This is a genomic window from Pseudomonas sp. JL2 (assembly GCF_031570495.1).
In the GTDB taxonomy this organism is placed as follows: domain Bacteria; phylum Pseudomonadota; class Gammaproteobacteria; order Pseudomonadales; family Pseudomonadaceae; genus Aquipseudomonas; species Aquipseudomonas rhizophila.
In genome coordinates this window covers 316438-337014 of record NZ_JAKUDH010000004.1, presented here as the reverse complement: position 1 = coordinate 337014, position 20577 = coordinate 316438, and the positions used below count along the sequence as shown (strand labels likewise).

General features: G+C 60.7%; 18 protein-coding genes. 7 read left to right on the top strand and 11 right to left on the bottom strand.

Annotated elements, in window-relative coordinates; translation table 11 throughout:
* Positions 1–23: 23 nt before the first annotated feature.
* From acnD to MKS85_RS08945, 4 genes are all read right to left on the bottom strand, one after another.
* On the bottom strand, positions 24–2615 hold the full coding sequence (acnD, locus tag MKS85_RS08960) for a Fe/S-dependent 2-methylisocitrate dehydratase AcnD (RefSeq protein WP_107322048.1): 2592 nt from the start codon (positions 2613–2615) through the stop codon (positions 24–26).
* A gap of 196 nt (positions 2616–2811) precedes the next feature.
* Positions 2812–3939: a 2-methylcitrate synthase gene (gene prpC / locus MKS85_RS08955; protein WP_047228279.1), complete on the bottom strand. Its 1128-nt coding sequence runs from the start codon at positions 3937–3939 to the stop codon at positions 2812–2814.
* Between the two features lie 42 nt (positions 3940–3981).
* The gene (gene prpB, locus MKS85_RS08950) at positions 3982–4866 is read right to left on the bottom strand and encodes a methylisocitrate lyase (RefSeq protein WP_047228278.1); all 885 of its coding nucleotides are present in this window, start codon (positions 4864–4866) and stop codon (positions 3982–3984) included.
* A complete protein-coding gene (locus MKS85_RS08945) occupies positions 4863–5576 on the bottom strand; it encodes a GntR family transcriptional regulator (RefSeq protein ID WP_139049499.1) in 714 nt (237 codons plus the stop codon). Before MKS85_RS08945 ends, prpB begins: the two co-directional genes overlap by 4 nt.
* 284 nt (positions 5577–5860) lie before the next feature.
* Here MKS85_RS08945 and MKS85_RS08940 point away from each other — a divergent pair, with 284 nt between their 5' ends.
* The 4 genes from MKS85_RS08940 to pabB all read left to right on the top strand — a co-directional run bounded on the left by MKS85_RS08940 (position 5861) and on the right by pabB (position 10427).
* On the top strand, positions 5861–6397 hold the full coding sequence (locus MKS85_RS08940) for an ATP-dependent zinc protease (RefSeq protein ID WP_047228276.1): 537 nt from the start codon (positions 5861–5863) through the stop codon (positions 6395–6397).
* A gap of 5 nt (positions 6398–6402) precedes the next feature.
* Complete coding sequence (locus MKS85_RS08935) at positions 6403–7935, top strand: inactive transglutaminase family protein (RefSeq protein ID WP_047228275.1); 1533 nt, start codon at positions 6403–6405, stop codon at positions 7933–7935.
* Positions 7935–8921: an alpha-L-glutamate ligase-like protein gene (locus MKS85_RS08930; protein WP_047228274.1), complete on the top strand. Its 987-nt coding sequence runs from the start codon at positions 7935–7937 to the stop codon at positions 8919–8921. The genes MKS85_RS08935 and MKS85_RS08930 overlap by 1 nt, the downstream gene beginning before the upstream one ends.
* A gap of 162 nt (positions 8922–9083) precedes the next feature.
* Entirely contained in the window at positions 9084–10427 is a 1344-nt protein-coding gene (gene pabB / locus MKS85_RS08925; protein ID WP_188252070.1) for an aminodeoxychorismate synthase component I, read from the top strand.
* 138 nt (positions 10428–10565) lie between these two features.
* On the opposite strand, the gene thrH is transcribed toward pabB, so the two are convergent.
* Positions 10566–11183, bottom strand: a complete 618-nt coding sequence (gene thrH / locus MKS85_RS08920) for a bifunctional phosphoserine phosphatase/homoserine phosphotransferase ThrH (protein ID WP_047228272.1) — start codon at positions 11181–11183, stop codon at positions 10566–10568.
* A gap of 173 nt (positions 11184–11356) precedes the next feature.
* On the opposite strand from thrH, the gene MKS85_RS08915 reads away from it, so the two are divergent.
* The 3 genes from MKS85_RS08915 to MKS85_RS08905 all read left to right on the top strand — a co-directional run bounded on the left by MKS85_RS08915 (position 11357) and on the right by MKS85_RS08905 (position 14874).
* The gene (locus MKS85_RS08915; protein ID WP_139049498.1) at positions 11357–12100 is read left to right on the top strand and encodes a phosphoadenylyl-sulfate reductase; all 744 of its coding nucleotides are present in this window, start codon (positions 11357–11359) and stop codon (positions 12098–12100) included.
* A gap of 453 nt (positions 12101–12553) precedes the next feature.
* Positions 12554–14083, top strand: a complete 1530-nt coding sequence (locus MKS85_RS08910) for an NCS1 family nucleobase:cation symporter-1 (RefSeq protein WP_139049497.1) — start codon at positions 12554–12556, stop codon at positions 14081–14083.
* Positions 14084–14145: 62 nt separating this feature from the next.
* Positions 14146–14874: an aspartate/glutamate racemase family protein gene (locus MKS85_RS08905; RefSeq protein ID WP_139049496.1), complete on the top strand. Its 729-nt coding sequence runs from the start codon at positions 14146–14148 to the stop codon at positions 14872–14874.
* A 208-nt stretch (positions 14875–15082) separates the two neighbouring features.
* Here MKS85_RS08905 and MKS85_RS08900 read toward each other — a convergent pair whose 3' ends face one another.
* From MKS85_RS08900 to MKS85_RS08870, 6 genes are all read right to left on the bottom strand, one after another.
* A complete protein-coding gene (locus MKS85_RS08900; RefSeq protein WP_047228267.1) occupies positions 15083–15778 on the bottom strand; it encodes an HAD-IA family hydrolase in 696 nt (231 codons plus the stop codon).
* 196 nt (positions 15779–15974) lie between these two features.
* Entirely contained in the window at positions 15975–16334 is a 360-nt protein-coding gene (locus tag MKS85_RS08895; RefSeq protein WP_139049495.1) for a hypothetical protein, read from the bottom strand.
* 90 nt (positions 16335–16424) lie between these two features.
* Positions 16425–16628 carry a hypothetical protein gene (locus MKS85_RS08890; protein ID WP_076383858.1) on the bottom strand — a complete coding sequence of 68 codons (204 nt, stop codon included), beginning with the start codon at positions 16626–16628 and terminating at the stop codon, positions 16425–16427.
* A gap of 69 nt (positions 16629–16697) precedes the next feature.
* Positions 16698–16865: a hypothetical protein gene (locus tag MKS85_RS08885; protein WP_171061338.1), complete on the bottom strand. Its 168-nt coding sequence runs from the start codon at positions 16863–16865 to the stop codon at positions 16698–16700.
* A gap of 193 nt (positions 16866–17058) precedes the next feature.
* Positions 17059–17475 (bottom strand): glycine zipper domain-containing protein, encoded by a 417-nt coding sequence (locus tag MKS85_RS08880; RefSeq protein ID WP_047228264.1) that lies wholly within the window; start codon positions 17473–17475, stop codon positions 17059–17061.
* A gap of 681 nt (positions 17476–18156) precedes the next feature.
* Positions 18157–20349 (bottom strand): response regulator, encoded by a 2193-nt coding sequence (locus MKS85_RS08870; protein ID WP_310662816.1) that lies wholly within the window; start codon positions 20347–20349, stop codon positions 18157–18159.
* Between the last annotated feature and the right edge of the window lie 228 nt (positions 20350–20577).

Here is a 20577-nt window from a genome sequence, read left to right as displayed (position 1 = left end):
GCAAGGGTGCCCGCAGCTGTGATTTAGACGGCAACCGCCGATTCCAGGAAATCCTGGGCAAAGCGCTGCAATACGCCGCCGGCTTCGTAGATCGACACTTCTTCGGCGGTATCGAGACGGCAGGTCACCGGCACTTCGACGCGCTCGCCGTTCTTGCGGGTGATGACCAGGGTCAGCGTCGCACGCGGGGTGCGCTCGCCGATCACGTCATAGACCTCGCTGCCGTCGATGCCCAGGGTCTTGCGATCGGTGCCCGGCTGGAACTCCAGCGGCAACACCCCCATCCCCACCAGATTGGTGCGGTGGATACGCTCGAAACCTTCAGCGGCAATCGCCTCGACACCGGCCAGACGCACGCCCTTGGCCGCCCAGTCCCGGGACGAACCCTGGCCGTAGTCGGCACCGGCGATGATGATCAGCGGCTGCTTGCGCTCCATGTAGGTTTCGATGGCTTCCCACATGCGCATGACCTGGCCTTCCGGCTCGACCCGGGCCAGAGAACCCTGCTTGACCTTGCCGTTTTCCTGGACCATCTCGTTGAACAGTTTCGGGTTGGCGAAGGTCGCACGCTGGGCGGTCAAATGGTCGCCCCGATGGGTTGCGTAAGAGTTGAAATCTTCTTCCGGCAGGCCCATTTTCGCCAGGTATTCGCCAGCGGCACTGTCGAGCATGATGGCGTTGGACGGCGACAGGTGGTCGGTGGTGATGTTGTCCGGCAGCACCGCCAGCGGACGCATGCCCTTGAGCGGCCGCGCACCGGCCAGCGCTCCTTCCCAATACGGCGGGCGACGGATATAGGTGCTTTGCGGGCGCCAGTCATACAGCGGCGTCACTTTTGGCCCGGTGTCCTCCTGGATGGCGAACATCGGGATGTACACCTGACGGAACTGCTCCGGCTTCACCGAGGCCTTGACCACCGCATCGATTTCTTCGTCGCTCGGCCAGATGTCCTTGAGGCGGATCTCGCGACCGTCCACCACGCCCAGCACATCCTTCTCGATGTCGAAGCGGATGGTCCCGGCGATGGCATAGGCCACCACCAGCGGCGGCGAGGCAAGGAACGCCTGTTTGGCGTACGGATGGATGCGCCCATCGAAGTTGCGGTTGCCCGATAACACAGCGGTGGCGTACAAGTCGCGGTCGATGATTTCCTGCTGGATCAGTGGGTCCAGCGCACCGGACATGCCATTGCAGGTGGTGCAGGCGAAGGCCACGACACCAAAACCCAATTGTTCCAGCTCTTTGGTCAGACCGGCTTCATCCAGGTACAGCGCCACGGTTTTCGACCCCGGCGCCAGGGACGACTTGACCCATGGCTTGCGGGTCAGGCCCAGGCGGTTGGCGTTGCGCGCCAGCAGGCCGGCAGCGATCACGTTGCGCGGGTTGCTGGTGTTGGTGCAACTGGTGATGGCGGCGATGATCACCGCGCCGTCGGGCATTTGCCCGGGCACATCGTCCCACTGACCGGAGATACCTTTGGCGGCCAGATCCGACACCGCGACGCGGGCGTGGGGGTTGCTGGGACCTGCCATGTTGCGCACCACCGACGACAGATCAAAGGTCAAGCCGCGCTCGTATTGCGCGCCCTTGAGCGTGTCGGCCCACAGGCCTGCCTGCTTGGCGTAGGTCTCGACCAGTTGAACCTGCTGGTCTTCGCGGCCGGTGAGCTTCAGGTAATCGATAGTCTGTTGGTCGATGTAGAACATCGCCGCCGTGGCGCCGTATTCCGGAGCCATGTTGGAAATGGTCGCGCGGTCGCCCAAGGTCAGGGCGCTGGCGCCTTCACCGAAAAACTCCAGCCAGGCACCGACGACTTTTTGTTTGCGCAGGAATTCGGTCAGCGCCAACACCATGTCGGTGGCGGTGATGCCCGGTTGCAGCTTGCCGGTCAGCTCGACGCCAATGATTTCCGGCAGGCGCATCCATGAGGCACGTCCCAGCATCACGCTTTCGGCTTCCAGGCCGCCAACGCCGATGGCGATCACACCCAAGGCATCGACGTGGGGGGTGTGGCTGTCAGTGCCCACGCAGGTATCGGGGAACGCCACGCCGTCACGCTGCTGGATCACCGGTGACATTTTTTCCAGGTTGATCTGGTGCATGATGCCGTTGCCCGGCGGAATCACGTCGACGTTCTTGAAGGCTTTCTTGGTCCAGTTGATGAAGTGAAAGCGGTCTTCGTTGCGCCGGTCTTCGATGGCGCGGTTCTTGGCGAACGCCTGGGGGTCGGAACCGCCGCTTTCCACCGCCAGGGAGTGGTCGACGATCAGTTGGGTCGGCACCACCGGATTGACCTGCGCCGGATCGCCGCCCTGCAGGGCAATGGCGTCGCGCAGGCCGGCCAGGTCTACCAGGGCGGTCTGGCCAAGGATGTCATGGCACACTACCCGGGCCGGAAACCATGGGAAGTCCAGATCGCGCTTGCGCTCGATCAGTTGCAGCAGCGACTCGCCCAGCGTCGCCGGATCGCAGCGACGCACCAGGTTTTCCGCCAGCACCCTGGAGGTATACGGCAGGCCATCGTAAGCGCCAGGCCGGATGGCATCCACGGCCCCGCGAACGTCGAAATAATCCAGCGAAGTGCCGGGCAGCGGTTTGCGAAATTCTGTGTTCATCGTCAGCACTCGGGTCACGGTGGTTTCAGAAGGTTGACGCCAGCCTCAAAGCCCCCCCGGCCACTGTGGGAGCGAGCTTGCTCGCGATAGCGGTGTATCCGTCCACATTAATGTTGAATATCAGTACGCAATCGCGAGCAAGCTCGCTCCCACAGGGTTTCGGGGTAATCAGTTCCGGCGGCTAAAACCCTCCAGTTCAGCGTTGTTCGATTGGCACGAACTTGCGCTGTTCGACGCCGGTGTATTCGGCGCTCGGTCGGATGATGCGGTTGTTGGCACGTTGTTCGTAGACGTGGGCGGCCCAGCCGGTCAGGCGCGAGCAAACGAAGATCGGCGTGAACAGCTTGGTCGGAATGCCCATGAAGTGGTACGCCGAGGCATGGTAGAAGTCGGCGTTGGGGAACAGTTTTTTCTGCTCCCACATGGTCTTGTCGATGGCCTCGGAAACCGGGAACAACACCGTGTCACCCACCTCGTCGGCGAGTTTTTTCGACCAACCCTTGATCACCTCGTTGCGCGGGTCGTTGTCCTTATAGATCGCGTGGCCGAAGCCCATGATCTTGTCCTTGCGCTCGAGCATCCCGAGGGTGCCCTTGATCGCCTCCTCCGGCGACTGGAAGCGTTGGATCATCTCCATCGCCGCTTCGTTGGCCCCACCATGCAACGGGCCGCGCAGCGAACCGATGGCGGCGGTGATGCAGGAAAACAGGTCAGACAGGGTCGAGGCACACACCCGTGCCGTGAAGGTCGAGGCGTTGAACTCGTGCTCGGCATACAGAATCAGCGAGACGTTCATCACCTTGACGTGCAGCTCGCTCGGCTTCTTGCCATGCAACAGGTGCAGGAAATGGCCGCCGATGGAGGTCTCGTCGGTCACACACTCGATGCGCTGGCCTTCGTGGCTGAAGCGATACCAGTAGCACATGATCGCCGGGAACGCGGCCAACAGGCGGTCGGTCTTGTCATGCTGTTCGGAGAAATTCAGCTCCGGTTCCAGGTTGCCCAGGAACGAGCAGCCGGTGCGCATCACGTCCATTGGGTGGGCGTCGGCGGGAATGCGCTCCAACACCTCTTTCAAGGCCTGGGGCAAGTCCCGCAATTGGCTCAGTTTGCCTGTGTAGGCGTCCAGTTGCGCCTGGGTCGGCAGCTCGCCGTACAGCAGCAGGTAAGCCACTTCTTCAAATTGCGCGTCAGCCGCCAGTTCGCGGACGTCGTAACCGCGATAGGTCAGGCCGGCACCTGACTGGCCTACGGTGGACAATGCGGTTTGCCCGGCCACCTGGCCACGGAGCCCGGCGCCACTGAGTACTTTTGCTTCGGCCATTTGCTGTCTCCATTTTTTAGATTTGTAGAGGCTGCGCTCTGTTCATTTTTTTGCCGCGAACAACGCATCGAGCTTTTGCTCGAAGGTGTGGTAGTCGATGCGATCGTAAAGCTCCATGCGAGTCTGCATGGTGTCGATGACGTTCTGTTGCGTACCGTCGCGGCGGATTGCGGTATAGACGTTCTCGGCCGCTTTGTTCATGGCGCGGAAGGCCGACAGGGGGTACAGCACCAGGGACACGTCGGCGCCCGCCAGTTGTTCGGTGGTGTACAGCGGTGTCGCGCCGAATTCAGTGATGTTGGCCAGAATCGGCGCTTTCACGCGGCTGGCGAACAGCTTGTACATCTCAAGTTCGGTGATGGCTTCCGGAAAGATCATGTCGGCACCGGCCTCGATGCACGCGGCGGCGCGGTCCAGGGCCGATTCCAAGCCCTCCACGGCCAGGGCGTCGGTACGGGCCATGATCACGAAGCTGTCATCGGTGCGCGCGTCGACGGCGGCTTTGATGCGGTCGACCATTTCTTGTTGCGAGACGATCTCTTTGTTCGGACGGTGGCCGCAACGCTTGGCGCCGACCTGGTCTTCAATATGAATGGCCGCCGCGCCGAACTTGATCATCGACTTGACCGTGCGGGCCACATTGAACGCCGAGGAGCCAAACCCGGTATCCACGTCCACCAGCAACGGCAGGTCGCAGACGTCGGTGATACGGCGCACATCGGTCAGCACGTCATCCAGGCCGGTGATGCCCAGGTCTGGCACGCCGAGGGAGCCGGCCGCCACGCCGCCGCCCGACAGGTAGATCGCCTTGAAACCGGCGCGTTTGGCCAGCAGCGCGTGGTTGGCGTTGATCGTGCCCACCACTTGCAGCGGATGCTCGTTGGCGACCGCATCGCGAAAACGCTGGCCTGGAGTGCTGTTGCTCATGACTCACCTCGTTCAGTGGCGGCGCTGTCCTGGAAATGACGCGCGATGTTGCGTTTGGAAGCGCCGATGTGCCGGCGCATCAATAATTCAGCCAGTTCACCGTCACGGTCGGCGATGGCATCGAGAATCCTGTGGTGCTCGGCAAAGGCCTGGCGCGGACGGTTGGGCGTGGTGGAAAACTGGATGCGGTACATGCGCACCAACTGATACAGCTCGCCGCAGAGCATTTGCGTCAGGGTGCGGTTGCCGCTGCCCTGGATGATCCGGTAATGGAAATCGAAGTCGCCTTCCTGCTGGTAATAGCCGACACCGGCCTGGAACGCCGCGTCGCGCTCATGGGTTTCCAGGACCCGGCGCAGCTCGTCGATTTCTTCCAGGGTCATGCGCTCGGCCGCCAGTCGGCAGGCCATGCCTTCCAGGGACTCGCGGATTTCATAGAGTTCCAGCAACTCGGCGTGGCTCAGGGATACCACCCTGGCGCCCACGTGAGGCACCCGCACCAGCAGGCGCTGGCCTTCCAGGCGATGGATGGCCTCGCGCAGCGGGCCGCGGCTGATGCCGTAGGTGCGTGCCAGTTCGGGCTCGGAGATCTTGCTGCCAGGCGCGATATCGCCTCGCACGATTGCGGCCTGGATACGCCGGAAGACGTTCTCGGAAAGGGTTTCCGATTCCTCTTGGGCCAAGACCGGTGATTCGAGCTGATCGAGCATATTGTCGACACCTTATAAATCTATAAGGCAAAAACTAACCAATCACTGCGCTTTCGTCAAAGTAAAATTAGATATTGTCGACAATTGTCTAATAAGGGCCTCCTCCATAACCAAGTGCGTCGGATAAGCGGTTGCGTCCGGGCGGCGGTGGCGTCAGAAAACCACCGTGCTAGAATGCCGCCGCAATTTGCCGCTCTGCATCTATTAAGAGAAGGCAACCCAGGGAGCTTGTGCAGCAATGCCAGGGCCTGAACCGACGAACGGAACACTGTGCATCAGGATTTATGACACTCAAGCCCTTAACTGCTGTCCTTTGTTTCACGTGCCTGCCGGGGCTTGTCCTGGCGGGTGAAAAGACCGTGTACGGCCTCAATGAATACGCCGCCCTGCAGGGCATCGACCTGGAGGTTGCCGCCAAGTTGGACACCGGGGCCAAAACCGCTTCGCTCAGCGCCCGGGACATCAAGCGCTTCAAACGCGATGGCGAATCCTGGGTGCGTTTTTACCTGGCCATCGACGCGGCGCATTCGCACCCTATCGAACGTCCGCTGGCCCGGGTCAGCAAGATCAAACGCCGCGCCGGTGACTATGACCCCGAAGAAGGCAAGAACTACACGGCTCGGCCGGTCATCGAGCTGGACATCTGCATGGGCTCGGCCCTGCGCAGCATCGAAGTGAACCTCACCGACCGCAGCGCTTTCCAATACCCGCTACTGATCGGCTCCGAAGCCCTCAAACGCTTCGACGCGCTGGTCGACCCCAGTCTCAAATACGCTGCCGGCAAACCCGCCTGCGCCAATGCCGCTCAAACCGCAGAGTAATTCCAATGCGCTCTCTTACCCTCCATTTGAAAATGCTGATCGCCATCCTGGTGGTGCTGGGCCTGTCGGTGACGGCCTATCAGATTTTCGTGCTCGGCATCCCGGTGACCGAAGACGCCACCGACGACTTGTGGAACATCGACGCCAAGATCGAGTTCGTCCCCAATGCCAAGGATCCGGTGAAGATCCAGATGTTCGTGCCGCCGCTGAGCATGGACTACGTCAGCCTCAACGAGAGCTTCATTTCCAATAACTACGGTGTGGCGGTGAACCGGGTGGACGGGAACCGCAAGGTCACGTGGTCGGCCCGTCGGGCCAAGGGCAACCAGACCCTGTACTACCGCCTGGTGCTGACCAAGCGCTACACCTCGGAAAAATCCAAGATCAAGGGCCCGACCTTCCGCGACAGCATCGCCGTCGAGGGCCCCGAGAAGCTGGCCGCCGAAGCCCTGCTCGCGCCGATCCGCCAGCACTCGGCCGACGTCGAGACCTTCATCAGTGAAGCGATCAAACGGGTCAACAACCCCAACGACGACAACGTCAAGTTGCTGCTGGCTGGCGATCCGTCCATAGCCAGCAAGGCCAGAGTCGTCGAACTGGTGCTGTCTATCGCCCACGTGCCGGTGGAGAAGGTCCATACCATCCGCCTGGTTGCCGACCAACCGCAGTCGCCTGAACTGTGGCTGCGCAGTTTCAACGGCACCGACTGGCTGTATTTCAACCCTGATACCGCTGAGCGGGGCCTGCCCAGCGACCGTCTGCTGTGGTGGACCGGTGATGAAAACCTGATCACCGTCGATGGCGGCAAAAAAGCCACCGTCACCTTCACCATGAACAACAGCGAAATGAACGCCATTCGCCTGGCCAAGCTGACGGACGAAAACACCGACGCCAACTTCCTCGAATACTCGCTCTACGGCCTGCCGCTGCAAACCCAGCAGACGTTCATGATCATGGTGATGATCCCGATCGGCGTGCTGGTGATTCTGGTGCTGCGCAACCTGATCGGCCTGCAGACCCTGGGCACGTTCACACCGGTGTTGATCGCCCTGGCCTTCCGCGAAACCCAGCTGGGCTTCGGCATCATCCTGTTCACGGTGATCACGACGCTGGGCCTGTCCCTGCGCTCCTATCTGGAACATCTCAAGCTGCAAATGCTGCCAAGGCTTTCGGTGGTGCTGACGTTCGTGGTGGTGCTGATCGCCGCCATCAGCCTGTTCAGCCACAAGCTGGGCCTGGAACGCGGGCTGTCGGTCGCGCTGTTCCCGATGGTGATTCTGACCATGACCATCGAACGCCTGTCCATTACCTGGGAAGAACGCGGCGCCAGCCACGCCATGAAGGTGGCCATCGGCACCCTGTTCGCCGCCGCCCTGGCGCACCTGATCATGAGCGTGCCGGAGCTGGTGTACTTCGTGTTCACCTTCCCGGCCATCCTGCTGATTCTGGTAGGTTTCATGCTGGCCATGGGTCGCTACCGCGGCTACCGCCTGACCGAGCTGGTACGGTTCAAGGCCTTCGTCAAGGCTGACTCATAATGTTCGGCCTGTGGAAGACCTGGAAGGCCCTGGAGGCCCGGGGCATCATGGGCATCAATCGGCGTAACGCCGACTATGTGCTCAAATACAACAAGCGCAGCCTGTACCCGATCGTCGATGACAAGATCATCACCAAGGAACGGGCCATCGCTGCCGGCATCCATGTACCGGAGCTATACGGGGTGATCTCCACCGAGAAGGAAATCGACAAGCTCGACGAGATCATCGGCGGGCGCACCGACTTCGTGATCAAGCCGGCCCAGGGCGCGGGTGGCGACGGCATCATCGTCATTGCCGACCGCTTCGAGGGCCGCTATCGCACGGTGTCCGGCAAGATCATCAGCCATGAAGAAATCGAACACCATGTGTCCAGCATCCTTACCGGTCTCTACTCCTTGGGTGGCCACCGGGACCGGGCGCTGATCGAATATCGCGTGACCCCGGACCAGATCTTCAAGAGCATCAGCTATGAAGGCGTACCGGACATTCGCATCATCGTCCTGATGGGCTATCCGGTGATGGCCATGCTGCGCTTGCCGACCCGCCAGTCCGGCGGCAAGGCCAACCTGCACCAGGGCGCCATCGGCGTGGGTGTCGACCTTGCCACCGGCCTGACCCTGCGCGGTACCTGGCTGAACAACATCATCACCAAACACCCTGACACCACCAACGCGGTGGACGGCGTGCAGCTGCCCTACTGGGACGGCTTCATGAAACTGGCCGCCGGTTGCTATGAACTGTGCGGGCTGGGCTACATCGGCGTGGACATGGTGCTGGACCAGGAAAAAGGTCCGTTGATCCTGGAGCTCAACGCCCGACCGGGGCTGAACATCCAGATCGCCAACGACTGCGGCCTGACCCTGCGCACCCACGCGGTGGAAGCCCGCCTGGAAGAACTCAAGGCCCGTGGCGTGGTGGAAACCGTCGAGGAACGCGTGGCGTTTGCCCAGGAGTTGTTTGGGCATATTCCGCCGGTTGAGGGTTGAATCCCCCCCTGTGGCGAGGGGACTTATCCCCTCACCACAAGGTGTTCACAGCCAAATGTTTCGATGGCCCCATACTTACTCATCTCCGACATCCCTCTAGGAGCAAATCCTACAGAGGGATTACAATCGCCACCCCGCCTGAACGGCTGACCCACCCCGCCCATGTCAACCTGCTCTGTACACCCGCTGCCTTACCGCGCCAACCCCGCCGAGTATTTCGCGGTGATCCGCCATGCCCCGGGCAGTGTGTTGCTCGACAGCGGCCGGCCGAGTGCCGAACGCGGGCGTTATGATTTGCTCAGTGCCTGGCCGCTGGAGCAGTTGGCGGTGCTGTCAGATGAGAGCGGTGCCGATTTCCTGCAACGCTTGCGTATTCATCTGACGCAACTGGGGCGAGCTGTACTGCCGGCCTCGGTGCAATTGCCTTTCGCTGGCGGCCTGATCGGCTACCTGAGCTACGACTTCGGCCGACATCTCGAAACCCTGCCGTCCCACGCCAAAGACGATCTGCACCTACCCGACGCGCGGTTCGGTGTGTACGACTGGGCGCTGGTCACCGATCATCAGGCCGGAACCAGCCAGTTGGTGTTTCACCCTCACTGCGCCGACAGCGAACGCCAACGCCTGATTGCGCTCTTCAACCAGCCGACCTCAGCGCCTGTGACCGCCTTCAGCCTCGAAGCGCCCATGGCGCCCGACCTCAATAGCGATGCCTATCGACTGGCCTTCGAGCGGATCCAGGCGTATATCCAGGCCGGCGACTGCTACCAGGTCAACTTTGCCCAGCGCTTCCGCGCCCCGTGCCAAGGCGATGCCTGGGCCGCCTATCAGGCGCTGCGGGCGGCTTGCCCGACGCCGTTTTCCGGCTTCCAGAGCTTGCCCGACGGCGGCGCGGTGCTGAGTCTGTCACCCGAGCGTTTCGTCAAGGTCAGCGAAGGTCATGTGGAGACCCGTCCGATCAAGGGCACCCGTCCACGCGGCGCAACCCCTGACGAAGACGCCGCACACGCCGCCGAGTTGCTGGCCAGCCCCAAGGACCGGGCGGAAAACCTGATGATTGTCGATCTGCTGCGCAACGACCTGGGCCGTACCTGCCGCATCGGCTCGGTGCGCGTGCCGGAGTTGTTCAGCCTGGAAAGCTACCCCAACGTCCACCATCTGGTCAGCAGCGTGACCGGCGAGCTGGCCGACGCCAAGGATGCGCTGGACTTGATCGCGGGCAGCTTCCCCGGCGGCTCGATCACCGGCGCACCGAAAATCCGCGCCATGCAGATCATCGACGAACTCGAACCGACCCGCCGCGGGCTGTATTGCGGCTCGTTGCTGTACCTGGACGTACGCGGAGAGATGGACAGTTCCATCGCCATCCGCAGCTTGCTGGTCAAGGATGGACAGGTGTGTTGCTGGGGCGGCGGCGGGATTGTCGCGGATTCGGATTGGCAGGCGGAGTATCAGGAGTCGATTACCAAGGTGCGGGTGTTGCTCGAAACTTTGCAGAACCTTTAAAAGCATCGTGGGCAAGCCCCTGACCAGGCCCAGAACCCTGTGGGAGCGAGCCTGCTCGCGATAGCGGTGTGCCAGTTGGCTCAAATGCTGCTGACCAACGCTATCGCGAGCAGGCTCGCTCCCCCAGGGGGATTGGGTTTACAAGCTTAGATTACGGTTCGAAGCCTTGATGAACTCCTGCTTCAACTCAGCAAAACTGTGCACCGCCGGGAACTGCGGGAACTCTTGAATCACATTGTCCGGCGCATGGAACAGAATCCCGGCATCGGCTTCACCCAGCATCGTGGTGTCATTGTAGGAATCCCCCGCCGCAATCACCCGGTAGTACAGGCTCTTGAAGGCCAATACCGACTGGCGCTTGGGATCTTTCTGACGCAGCTGGTATCCGGTTACCCGTCCGCTGTCATCGGTAATCAGACGATGGCAGAGCAACGTCGGGAAACCCAGCTGGCGCATCAGGGGTTGGGAGAATTCGTAGAAGGTGTCGGAAAGAATCACCACCTGGAAACGCTCGCGCAGCCAGTCGACGAACTCGATGGCGCCGTCCAGCGGCTTGAGGGTGGCGATGACTTCCTGAATATCGGAGAGCTTGAGGCCATGCTCATCGAGGATGCGCAACCGTTGTTTCATCAACACGTCGTAGTCGGGAATGTCCCGCGTGGTCGCCCTGAGGGATTCAATACCGGTTTTTTCAGCGAAGGCGATCCAGATTTCCGGGACCAGCACACCTTCCAGGTCGAGACAGGCAATTTCCACAAGACACTCCCATTTTTTTGATGTTTATCGGTTGAGCGAACAAAAGGACTGCCGACTCTAGCCATTCGCCGATGCCTGCGCAACGCACAGGAGCGCGCCAGCCCCGACAGCTTTTGTTACCATCAGCCCCATATAGAGCGCCCAGCGCCACCGACCTGTAGGAAGCCGCCCTGATGAGCCCATCGTTTGACGTCGTGGAACTCGCCACGACCTATGCCAACAAGTCCCCACAGGACATCCTCAAACTGGCCTTCGCCGAATTCGGCGATGACCTGTGGATATCTTTCAGCGGCGCCGAAGACGTGGTGCTGGTGGACATGGCCTGGAAGCTGAACAAGAACGTCAAGGTGTTCAGCCTCGACACCGGTCGCCTGCACCCGGAAACCTATCGGTTCATCGAACAGGTGCGCGAACACTACAAGATCGATATCGAACTGATCTCGCCGGACCCTGCGAAACTCGAGCCTTTCGTGAAGGAAAAAGGCCTGTTCAGCTTCTACAAGGACGGTCACGGTGAGTGCTGCGGCATTCGCAAGATCGAACCGCTGCGGCGCAAGCTGTCCGATGTCCGCGCCTGGGCCACCGGCCAGCGTCGCGATCAGAGCCCCGGCACCCGCAGCCAGGTGGCCGCACTGGAAATCGACACGGCATTTTCCACTCCAGAACGCACCCTGTACAAATTCAACCCGCTGTCGCAGATGACCAGCGAAGAAGTCTGGGGCTACATCCGCATGCTGGAATTGCCCTACAACAGCCTGCATGAACGCGGCTTCATCAGCATCGGCTGCGAACCCTGCACCCGCCCGGTGCTGCCGAACCAGCACGAACGCGAAGGCCGCTGGTGGTGGGAAGAAGCCACGCAGAAAGAATGCGGGCTGCACGCCGGCAATATCATCACTAAAACCAAGGCGCTGTAGAGCCGCCCCTGTCCTGTACACAAAAATGTCACCTCAGGTGCCATTTTTGTGTGCAGTTACTCCTCCAATGCCCTGAAAAGTTACACGCTGGTTCCCCCTCCTGCTATCCCCCTCCTTTTCAACGCCCAGCCTAAAAAATAAATACCTGTTCAAACGGTCAATTTATAACGGCGATTTTTCAGTCACTTACTAAATCCACATAACAAAAGGAAATTAGGTGCCCAGGGATTAGTTAAGAAACTGGCATAAATCTGGCTTTAGTCGACAAGTGTTTTGTATACAACCTAAATAAAACATACACACACTTTTAGATCCGCAAGCCTGAAGCGCCCTATCCCGTACAGGCTGCAGATGCCCCGTAACCAATGATGCTCACCTCGCCGCGACGAAGATTTGTCGAGCCCTTCGCTCATGCACAGTCATCGCGGCATCGAGAATCAGGAGCCTGCCGGAATGCGTACAAGTCTCTCCAATAACATTGCGCTGGATCTGCCCTCCTCACCCACTGCCGTTGATGGCGCACCCGCCGCCACGCTGACCTTGAGTCCAAGACTGCACAACAAGGACCTGGCGCCGACCAAGGCCGAGGGGCGGCGCTGGGGTCGCTACAGCATCTTTGCCCTGTGGACCAACGACGTACACAACATCGCCAACTATTCCTTTGCCATTGGCCTGTATGCCTTGGGCCTCGGTGGCTGGCAGATTCTGTTGTCCCTGGGGATCGGCGCAGCGTTGGTCTACGGCTTTATGAATCTGTCCGGCTACATGGGGCAGAAAACCGGGGTACCGTTCCCGGTGATCAGCCGGATCAGTTTCGGTATTCACGGCGCGCAGATTCCTGCATTGATCAGGGCCGTCATCGCCATCGCCTGGTTTGGCATTCAGACCTATCTGGCGTCCGTGGTTTTGCGCGTGCTGCTGATCGCGATACACCCAGGCTTCGCCGACTACGACCGCGACGCGATCCTGGGCCTGTCGAGCCTGGGCTGGGTGTGTTTCGTGGCGATCTGGTTCGTGCAACTGATGATCCTGGCCTACGGCATGGAAATGGTGCGCCGTTACGAAGGTTTTGCCGGACCGGTGATTCTGGTCACTGTCGCAGCGCTGGCCGGCTGGATGTACACCCAGGCTGGTGCAAACATCGCCTGGTCGATTCGCGAGCCACTGACCGGTGGCGAAATGTGGCGCAACATCTTTGCCGGCGGCGCGTTGTGGCTGGCGATCTACGGCACGCTGGTGCTCAACTTCTGCGACTTCGCTCGCTCCTCGCCGTGTCGCCGGACCATCGTCGTGGGCAATTTCTGGGGGCTGCCGGTCAATATTCTGGTGTTTGCCGGGATTACCATCCTGCTCTGCGGTGCGCAGTTCCAGATCAACGGGCAAATCATCGAAAGCCCGACCCAAGTCATCGCCTCGATCCCCAACACCTTTTTCCTGGTGCTTGGCTGCCTGGCATTTTTGATTGTCACGGTGGCGGTGAACATCATGGCTAATTTCGTCGCCCCAGCCTTTGTGCTCAGCAACCTGGCGCCCAAGTACCTGACCTTCCGCCGCGCCGGGTTGATCAGCGCCGCCATTGCCGTGCTGATTCTGCCGTGGAATCTCTACAACAGCCCGCTGGTGATTGTGTATTTCCTTTCCGGCCTCGGCGCCCTGCTCGGGCCCTTGTACGGCGTCATCATGGTCGACTACTGGCTGTTGCGAAAAGGTTGTATCAACGTGCCGCAGTTGTACAGCGAAGACCCTAATGGTGCGTATTACTACAGCAACGGGGTCAATCTGCGTGCCGTGGCGGCGTTTATTCCCGCAGCGCTGATCGCGATTGTCCTGGCGCTGGTGCCCGGTTTCGACAGCGTTTCCCCGTTCTCCTGGCTGATTGGCGCTTCGATTGCAGGGCTGCTGTACCTGATCATCGCCAAGCGCCAGCCCTTTTACGAAGACGTCAGCGGTGAGTCCATCGCCGTGGATAACGTCAGTCATTGATGATTCAAAACGGCCCGCCCGGTGCGGGCCGCTTATTTACTCTGCGTTAAGGAGGACAGCTCATGCGAATTCTTGTGGTCAACGTCAACACCACCGAATCCATCACCCGGGCCATCACCCAACAAGCCCAGGCCGTGGCCGCGCCGGGCACCGAGATCGTCGGGCTCACGCCGTACTTCGGCGCCGACTCCATCGAAGGCAATTTCGAAAGCTACCTGGCCGCCATCGCGGTGATGGATCGGGTGATGGCCTACGATCAGCCGTTTGATGCGGTGATCCAGGCCGGTTACGGCGAACATGGGCGCGAAGGCTTGCAGGAACTGCTCAATGTACCGGTGGTGGACATCACCGACGCGGGCGCCAGCACCGCGATGTTCCTGGGCCACGCCTATTCGGTGGTCACCACCCTGGACCGCACCGTGCCGCTGATCGAGGACCGCCTAAAGCTCTCCGGCCTGTTCGATCGCTGCGCCTCGGTACGCGCCAGTGGCCTGGCAGTGCTGGAGCTTGAGCAAGATCCGCAACGGGCGGTGGAAGCCATCGTGCAGCAGGCAGAACTGGCAGTCAGTCAGGACAAGGCCGAAGTGATCTGCCTGGGTTGCGGCGGCATGGCCGGGCTCGATGAGCAGATCCGCCAGCGCACCGGGGTGCCAGTGGTCGATGGCGTGACGGCGGCGGTGACCATTGCCGAAGCCCTGGTGCGGTTGGGCTTGTCCACCTCGAAAGTGCGCACCTATGCCACGCCTCGGCCCAAGACCATTATTGGCTGGCCGGGGCGGTTTGGGCGGTGAATTCACAGTTCTGAATCACATCGCCTCCATCGCGAGCAGGCTCGCTCCCACAGGGATTTTGGGTGGTCGCAACATGTGCGGTCGCCACAAAACCAATGTGGGAGCGAGCCTGCTCGCGATGGGGGGTTCGGCGCCTGATCCAGGCCATAAAAAAACGCCGTTCATGGGTAATACCATGAACGGCGTTCTGTTGTGCCGCGATGTGTCGTCAGGCCCACTCCAGCTCTGGCAAACCGCACAGGCCTGGCTGGAAGATCTTCAGGGAACGAATGATCGCGTCGGCATGGGCGTATTTTTCGTCGGCCATGGCCGAATCCGGAATGGCAATGGCAGTCATTCCCGCCGCTTTCGCCGCAGTCACCCCGAACGGTGAATCTTCGAACACCAGGCAATCGCGGGGTGCAACGCCCAGGCGTCGGGCGGCAGTGAGGAATATATCCGGTGCCGGTTTCGCCGCGCCGACCTCCGGATCATCCGCTGTGACGATGAAATCGAACAACGCGAACCAGTCTCGGTGCAGCGTGGTTTTCAGTGCAAACGACTGGCTCGACGAACTGGTGCCCACCGCAATCGGAACGTCATGGGCCTTCAAATGCCGCACCAGCTCTTCAGCGCCGGGCATTGCCAGGGCGTGCGGAAAGCGTTCGCGCATCAAGGGCTCGCGGATCACCAGGAATTCTTCCGGGGTGATCGGCAACTCCAGCGCCTGAACGACATAGCGGGCCAGATCCCCGGCCCCACGTCCGATGATGTTCTGCTTGACGCTCCAATCAAACGTGCGCCCGTAACGCTCGGCGATGATGGAGGTCACCTCGGTGTAAATGCCCTCGGTGTCCAGCAACAGCCCATCCATGTCGAATATCACAGCTTTGATCGGGCCAAGCTCTTGCAGCGGTGCTTTCATCGCATCTGATCCGTTATCACAAGGTTCCAGAGATGGCTCAGGTTTGGCCAGAGCAACGTGTTCACCTTAAAGGATTCAGCAGGATAACGAGAGTGGCTTGGCACAGGCAACGGGAAATCTGTGTGGGCGACTGTTGCAGCGAGGGCACTTGCCCCCTCGCCGCAACAAGGATCAGGTTCAGATGATGAGCAATGCGTTATTGGCTGGAACCACTCGAACCGCCGTCATCGGAGCTACCACCGCTGTCGCTGGTTCCGGCCCCGGTTCCACTGCTGGAGGCATCGCCCCCCATGGAACTGCCGCCGCTCATTGAGCCGCTGCCCGTACCGGGACTGGTGCTGCTGCCACTGGCGTCGCTGCCATTACCGCCCTCCACGGAACCCGGCGGCAAAGCGCCTCCCGTGCCCGATGGCGTGCCGGCTTCCATCTCGGTGGAAGGTGGCATCCCGCCCTTATCTACGGGGGGATTGCCGCCCGAAGACTGGGCGAAAACCGCCATGGAGCTGACCGACAGAATCCCGGCCAGGGTCAGCGCGGTCACATTTGATTTCATCATGGTGAGTCTCCCTTTTTAAGGTTACCTACCTGATGTGTGGCAATCGTGAATGGCCGATGGTGCCGATAAATCGACGGGCGGAACCGGCAATCAGCTCGGTTCGCCGGAGGCGTCGTTACCGGCAATGTCCGGATCGTCCGGGCTCGCCTCGATATCCTCATCCTCACTCGGCACCTGCTCTACCCCGGCGTCGTCGTCAGGCGGGCGCTGGTCCCGGCTCAGCGAGTCGGTTGGCGAGGGCAGCGGGTATTCCGGGGTTTCATCGTCGTCAGGGACAGGCGAATCGGCAGTCATGGCAACCTCCTGATGACGGGACAACACGTCATGCAGTTTTGAGAACACGGGCGGTCAGCTTGAGCGACTTCAATCGTAGGACTCGTCCTCGATCTCAGCGTCTTCCACCTCTTCACCCTCGATCAAGGGCACCTGGGCATCGTCCATCAGCGAGCCGGGGTCTTCATTGCCCGGATCATTGACGAAAGGAACGCCCGACGGGCCTTTTTCTTCCGTACCTTCGGTTTCCGGCGTCATGACGCACCTCGCAATTGCTGATGGATGTATGAGTTCGAGGTGCGCAGAGGGGAAACGTTCCGGGTAAATAACCCGGTAAAGAAAACGCCGGACAGCCCTGTGGCCAGACAACCCTGTGAGCAGATAAACCGCAAACCCATGGCGAACAAAAAACCCGGCTCACAGGCCGGGTCTTTCTCATCCAAACATGCGCTTAGCGATGTTTGTTCTTATGTTTGTGCTTGTGCTTCTTACCACCCGAATGACCATCGTTGTCATTGGACAGGTTGCTACCCAATGCACCACCCGCCGCGCCACCAATACCTGCGCCGATGGTGGAGCCCGTCGAGCCGCCCAGGCTGTTACCGACAATCGAACCGCCGGCCGACCCCAAACCACCGCCAATGGCCGCTTCCGTACGGCTGCCCTTACGCGCCCCCACCGCACTGCCGGCTGCACCACCGACACCGGCGCCAATGGCCGCGCCTGTGCTGCCGCCCATCTGTTGGCCGACTACGTTACCCAACGCACCGCCCAGACCACCGCCAACCGCAGCAGTACCGTCACCGGCAGCCATCGCGCCTTGAGCAACCACAAGCCCAAGCACCAAGGTGGATAAAGTCAAACGCATGATAGAAACCTCAAGAATGCCGCATCGGGGAAAGATGGCCGGTACGCGCGGGCGTCAGTCTACGCCAGATAGCGTCGGGCCATGTCACTTGGACAACAAACGGAGGGGTAGTTTTATGACAGGCAAAAAAAAGCCCGCTGGGGAAACGGGCAGGTACTGCGGTTACTGCTTTCTAACGGATGAGCCAAGATTACGCGTCCGCTTGTGAAAGAAACGTGAAAGAAACCGTCGTGAGAAAAAAGATGAAAAATATTTATGCCAGAGGCTGGAATGGTGTCGTGGCGGGGAGCTTGCTCCCTCGCCACGATGACAGGGCTGAATTGTAGAGTTGCAACGTTACTTCCTGACCGGGACCCTGGGCAGGAACTTGGCCTTTTCCCCTCGCGGCACTTTGGACACCTTGGTCCTGATGGATTTGATCGGTTCGTCGCCAAAGTCCGCCCTATAGGCCGATTGCCCACACTGCAAACCTTCATTGATCGGATATGCGGCTCCGTTATCCTCGCTGTACGGTGCTCCCATCGCCTTTCCCCTTTTCGTCGAGGCCCACACCGGCAACAACCCGTTGCCTGAAAAATATAGGCCTTCACGACTTTCAGACTAGTCGGTCATCAAAGGACTGATTATTCAGGCAAGCGTCTGGCCGACGAATGGAGCTGCGTGACTTGCCCACGGACCGCTTTATTCAATCCGCCCCGCCATCGCGCGGCTCAAGATCCGGGAAACCTGATCGACCGAATAGGGCTTGGATAGAAACTCGAAATCTTCATGGCCACGGTGGGCCAGCTCCTCGCTATAACCCGACGTCAGGACCACCGGCAGATCCGGGCGGCGCCGGCGCAGTGCCTTGGCCAGGGCAATGCCGCTGATGCCGGGCATGACGACGTCGGAAAATACCGCGTCGAACGCCATCGCATCCGGGCCAACCATGTCCAGAGCCTCCTCGGCGTTGGTCGCCCAGGCCGTTTCGTAGCCCAGATCCTGCAGGATCTGATTGGCAAAACGCCCGACCTCCAGGTTGTCCTCCACGATCAACACCCGACGCTTGCCCTTTTCCAGCAGCAGGGGCGTTGTTTCCTCCCGGTTGGGCTCATCAATCTCTTCGGGCTCGACTTCCGGCAGGTACAAGGTAAACACCGTCCCCTCCCCGACCACGGTCGAAACATCCACGTTGCCGCCAGACTGTTTGGCAAAGCCGAACACCTGGGACAACCCCAGCCCGGTGCCCTTGCCCACTTCCTTGGTGGTAAAGAACGGCTCGAAAATTTGCTCCAGGACTTCTGCCGCAATACCGGTGCCGGTGTCCGCCAGGGCAATGGCGGCAAAAGACTGCCCGGCTCCCGCGTGACCTCGGATCGGCGGCATGCCAGCACCGCCAATGAGCCGCAGCGACAACGTGCCTTGCCCATCCATGGCATCCCTGGCATTGAGGGCCATGTTGATCAGCGCCGTTTCAAACTGGCTCAAGTCAGCGCGGATGTAACAAGGCCGGTCGCTCAGCTCGACCTTGACCTGAATCCGCGCCCCCGTGACGGTCTGCAGCATGTCGCCGAGGCTTTGCACCTGCTTGCCCACATCGATGACTTGCGGTTTCAACGGCTGACGCCGGGCGAAGGCGAGCAACTGGCTGGTCAGCTTGGCGGCACGCTCCACCGTCTCGGAAACCGCCGTCATGTAGCGGTTGCGCCGCTCATCGGAGAGGTTAGGCATGCGCAGAAAGTCGACGGAGGAACGAATGATCGTCAGCAGGTTGTTGAAGTCGTGGGCCACCCCGCCGGTGAGCTGGCCGATGGCTTCCAATTTCTGCGACTGGCGCAGGGCCGCTTCGGTCTGTTTCAGGCGCGTGGTGCGTTCCTCGACCCGCTCCTCCAGTGTCGCGTTCAGTTCCGCCAGGGCCGCGAGCCCCTCACGCACGGCGGCGTCCGCGCGGGTCCGCTCGATGTGAGCCCAGGATCGTTCGGTCACTTCCATCAGCAGCGCCAGATCGTTGCTGGACCAGACCCGCGGCGTTTTGTCGTGGATGGCCATCAATGCGGTCAAACGTCCGTTCTTGATCAGCGGCACGCAAATGGTCGCGGCGATACCGATCGCCTGGAACGTCGCCGCTTCCTCGGGCGCCAGCTCCTTGAGGTTATCGTTGACCACCAGGGGTTTGCCAGCGCGCAGGTTGGCAACCGCCAGCCGACCGAAATCCGCCAGTCGGTAATGCCCGACAATACTGGGTGACCCCGCCCGAGCCCAATCACCGCGAATGGTGAAGCCATCCTCGTCCTCATCCATATCCGCATAGGCGCAATTGGACAGGTTCAGGTGCGCCGCCAGAATTCGCGTGGTGGTGGCCATGATGGCCTGCGGGTCGGTGGCATTCGCCACGGCATTGCCAATGGCATCCAGCACCGCCAGGCGCTGGGTCATGAACACCGTGGAAGTGGTCTCGGTGACGGTGTCCAGCATGCCCACGACCTTGCCGAACTGATCACGGATGGGGCTGTAGCAGAACGTGAAATACGCCTGTTCCAGGCCGCCGCCACGCTCGATGATCAGGGGGAAATTCTCGATATAAGTCGCCTGCCCCTCGAAGGCCGCCCGCACAATCGGGCCGATGTCGCTCCAGACTTCCTTCCACACCTCATCGAACCGCCGACCCAGCGCTTGGGGTTTATTGCCGAGGATGGGCACGAAGGCATCGTTGTACAACGTGATCAGTTCCGGCCCCCACACGATGGCCTGGGGGAAATGCGAGGCGAGGCTCAACGCTACGGTGGTCTTCAGCACATCGGGCCACTGTTTCGGCGGCCCGAGCGGGCTGGCGTCCCAATCGTGGCCGCGCACCCGTTCAGCCATCTCTCCATAGCTTTGCAGCCAGTCTGTCATTGCGATCGATCCTTCTCAGCCGCCAATACAATCAGGGGGAAGCGGTTGTGACCCCAAGCCGGGCCGTATTATCCCGCGCCGGAGGGGAATGCGCGATTGGATTGTGGGACGTGTAGGGCTGTAAATGGGGGTGGAATGGCGGAATTGGCTGATTGAGCTACGGAAATATCCCACATGTGATTGGGAAACCTCTCGCCAAGGCGCTCGCACGAATTGTGCCGGTGTCTT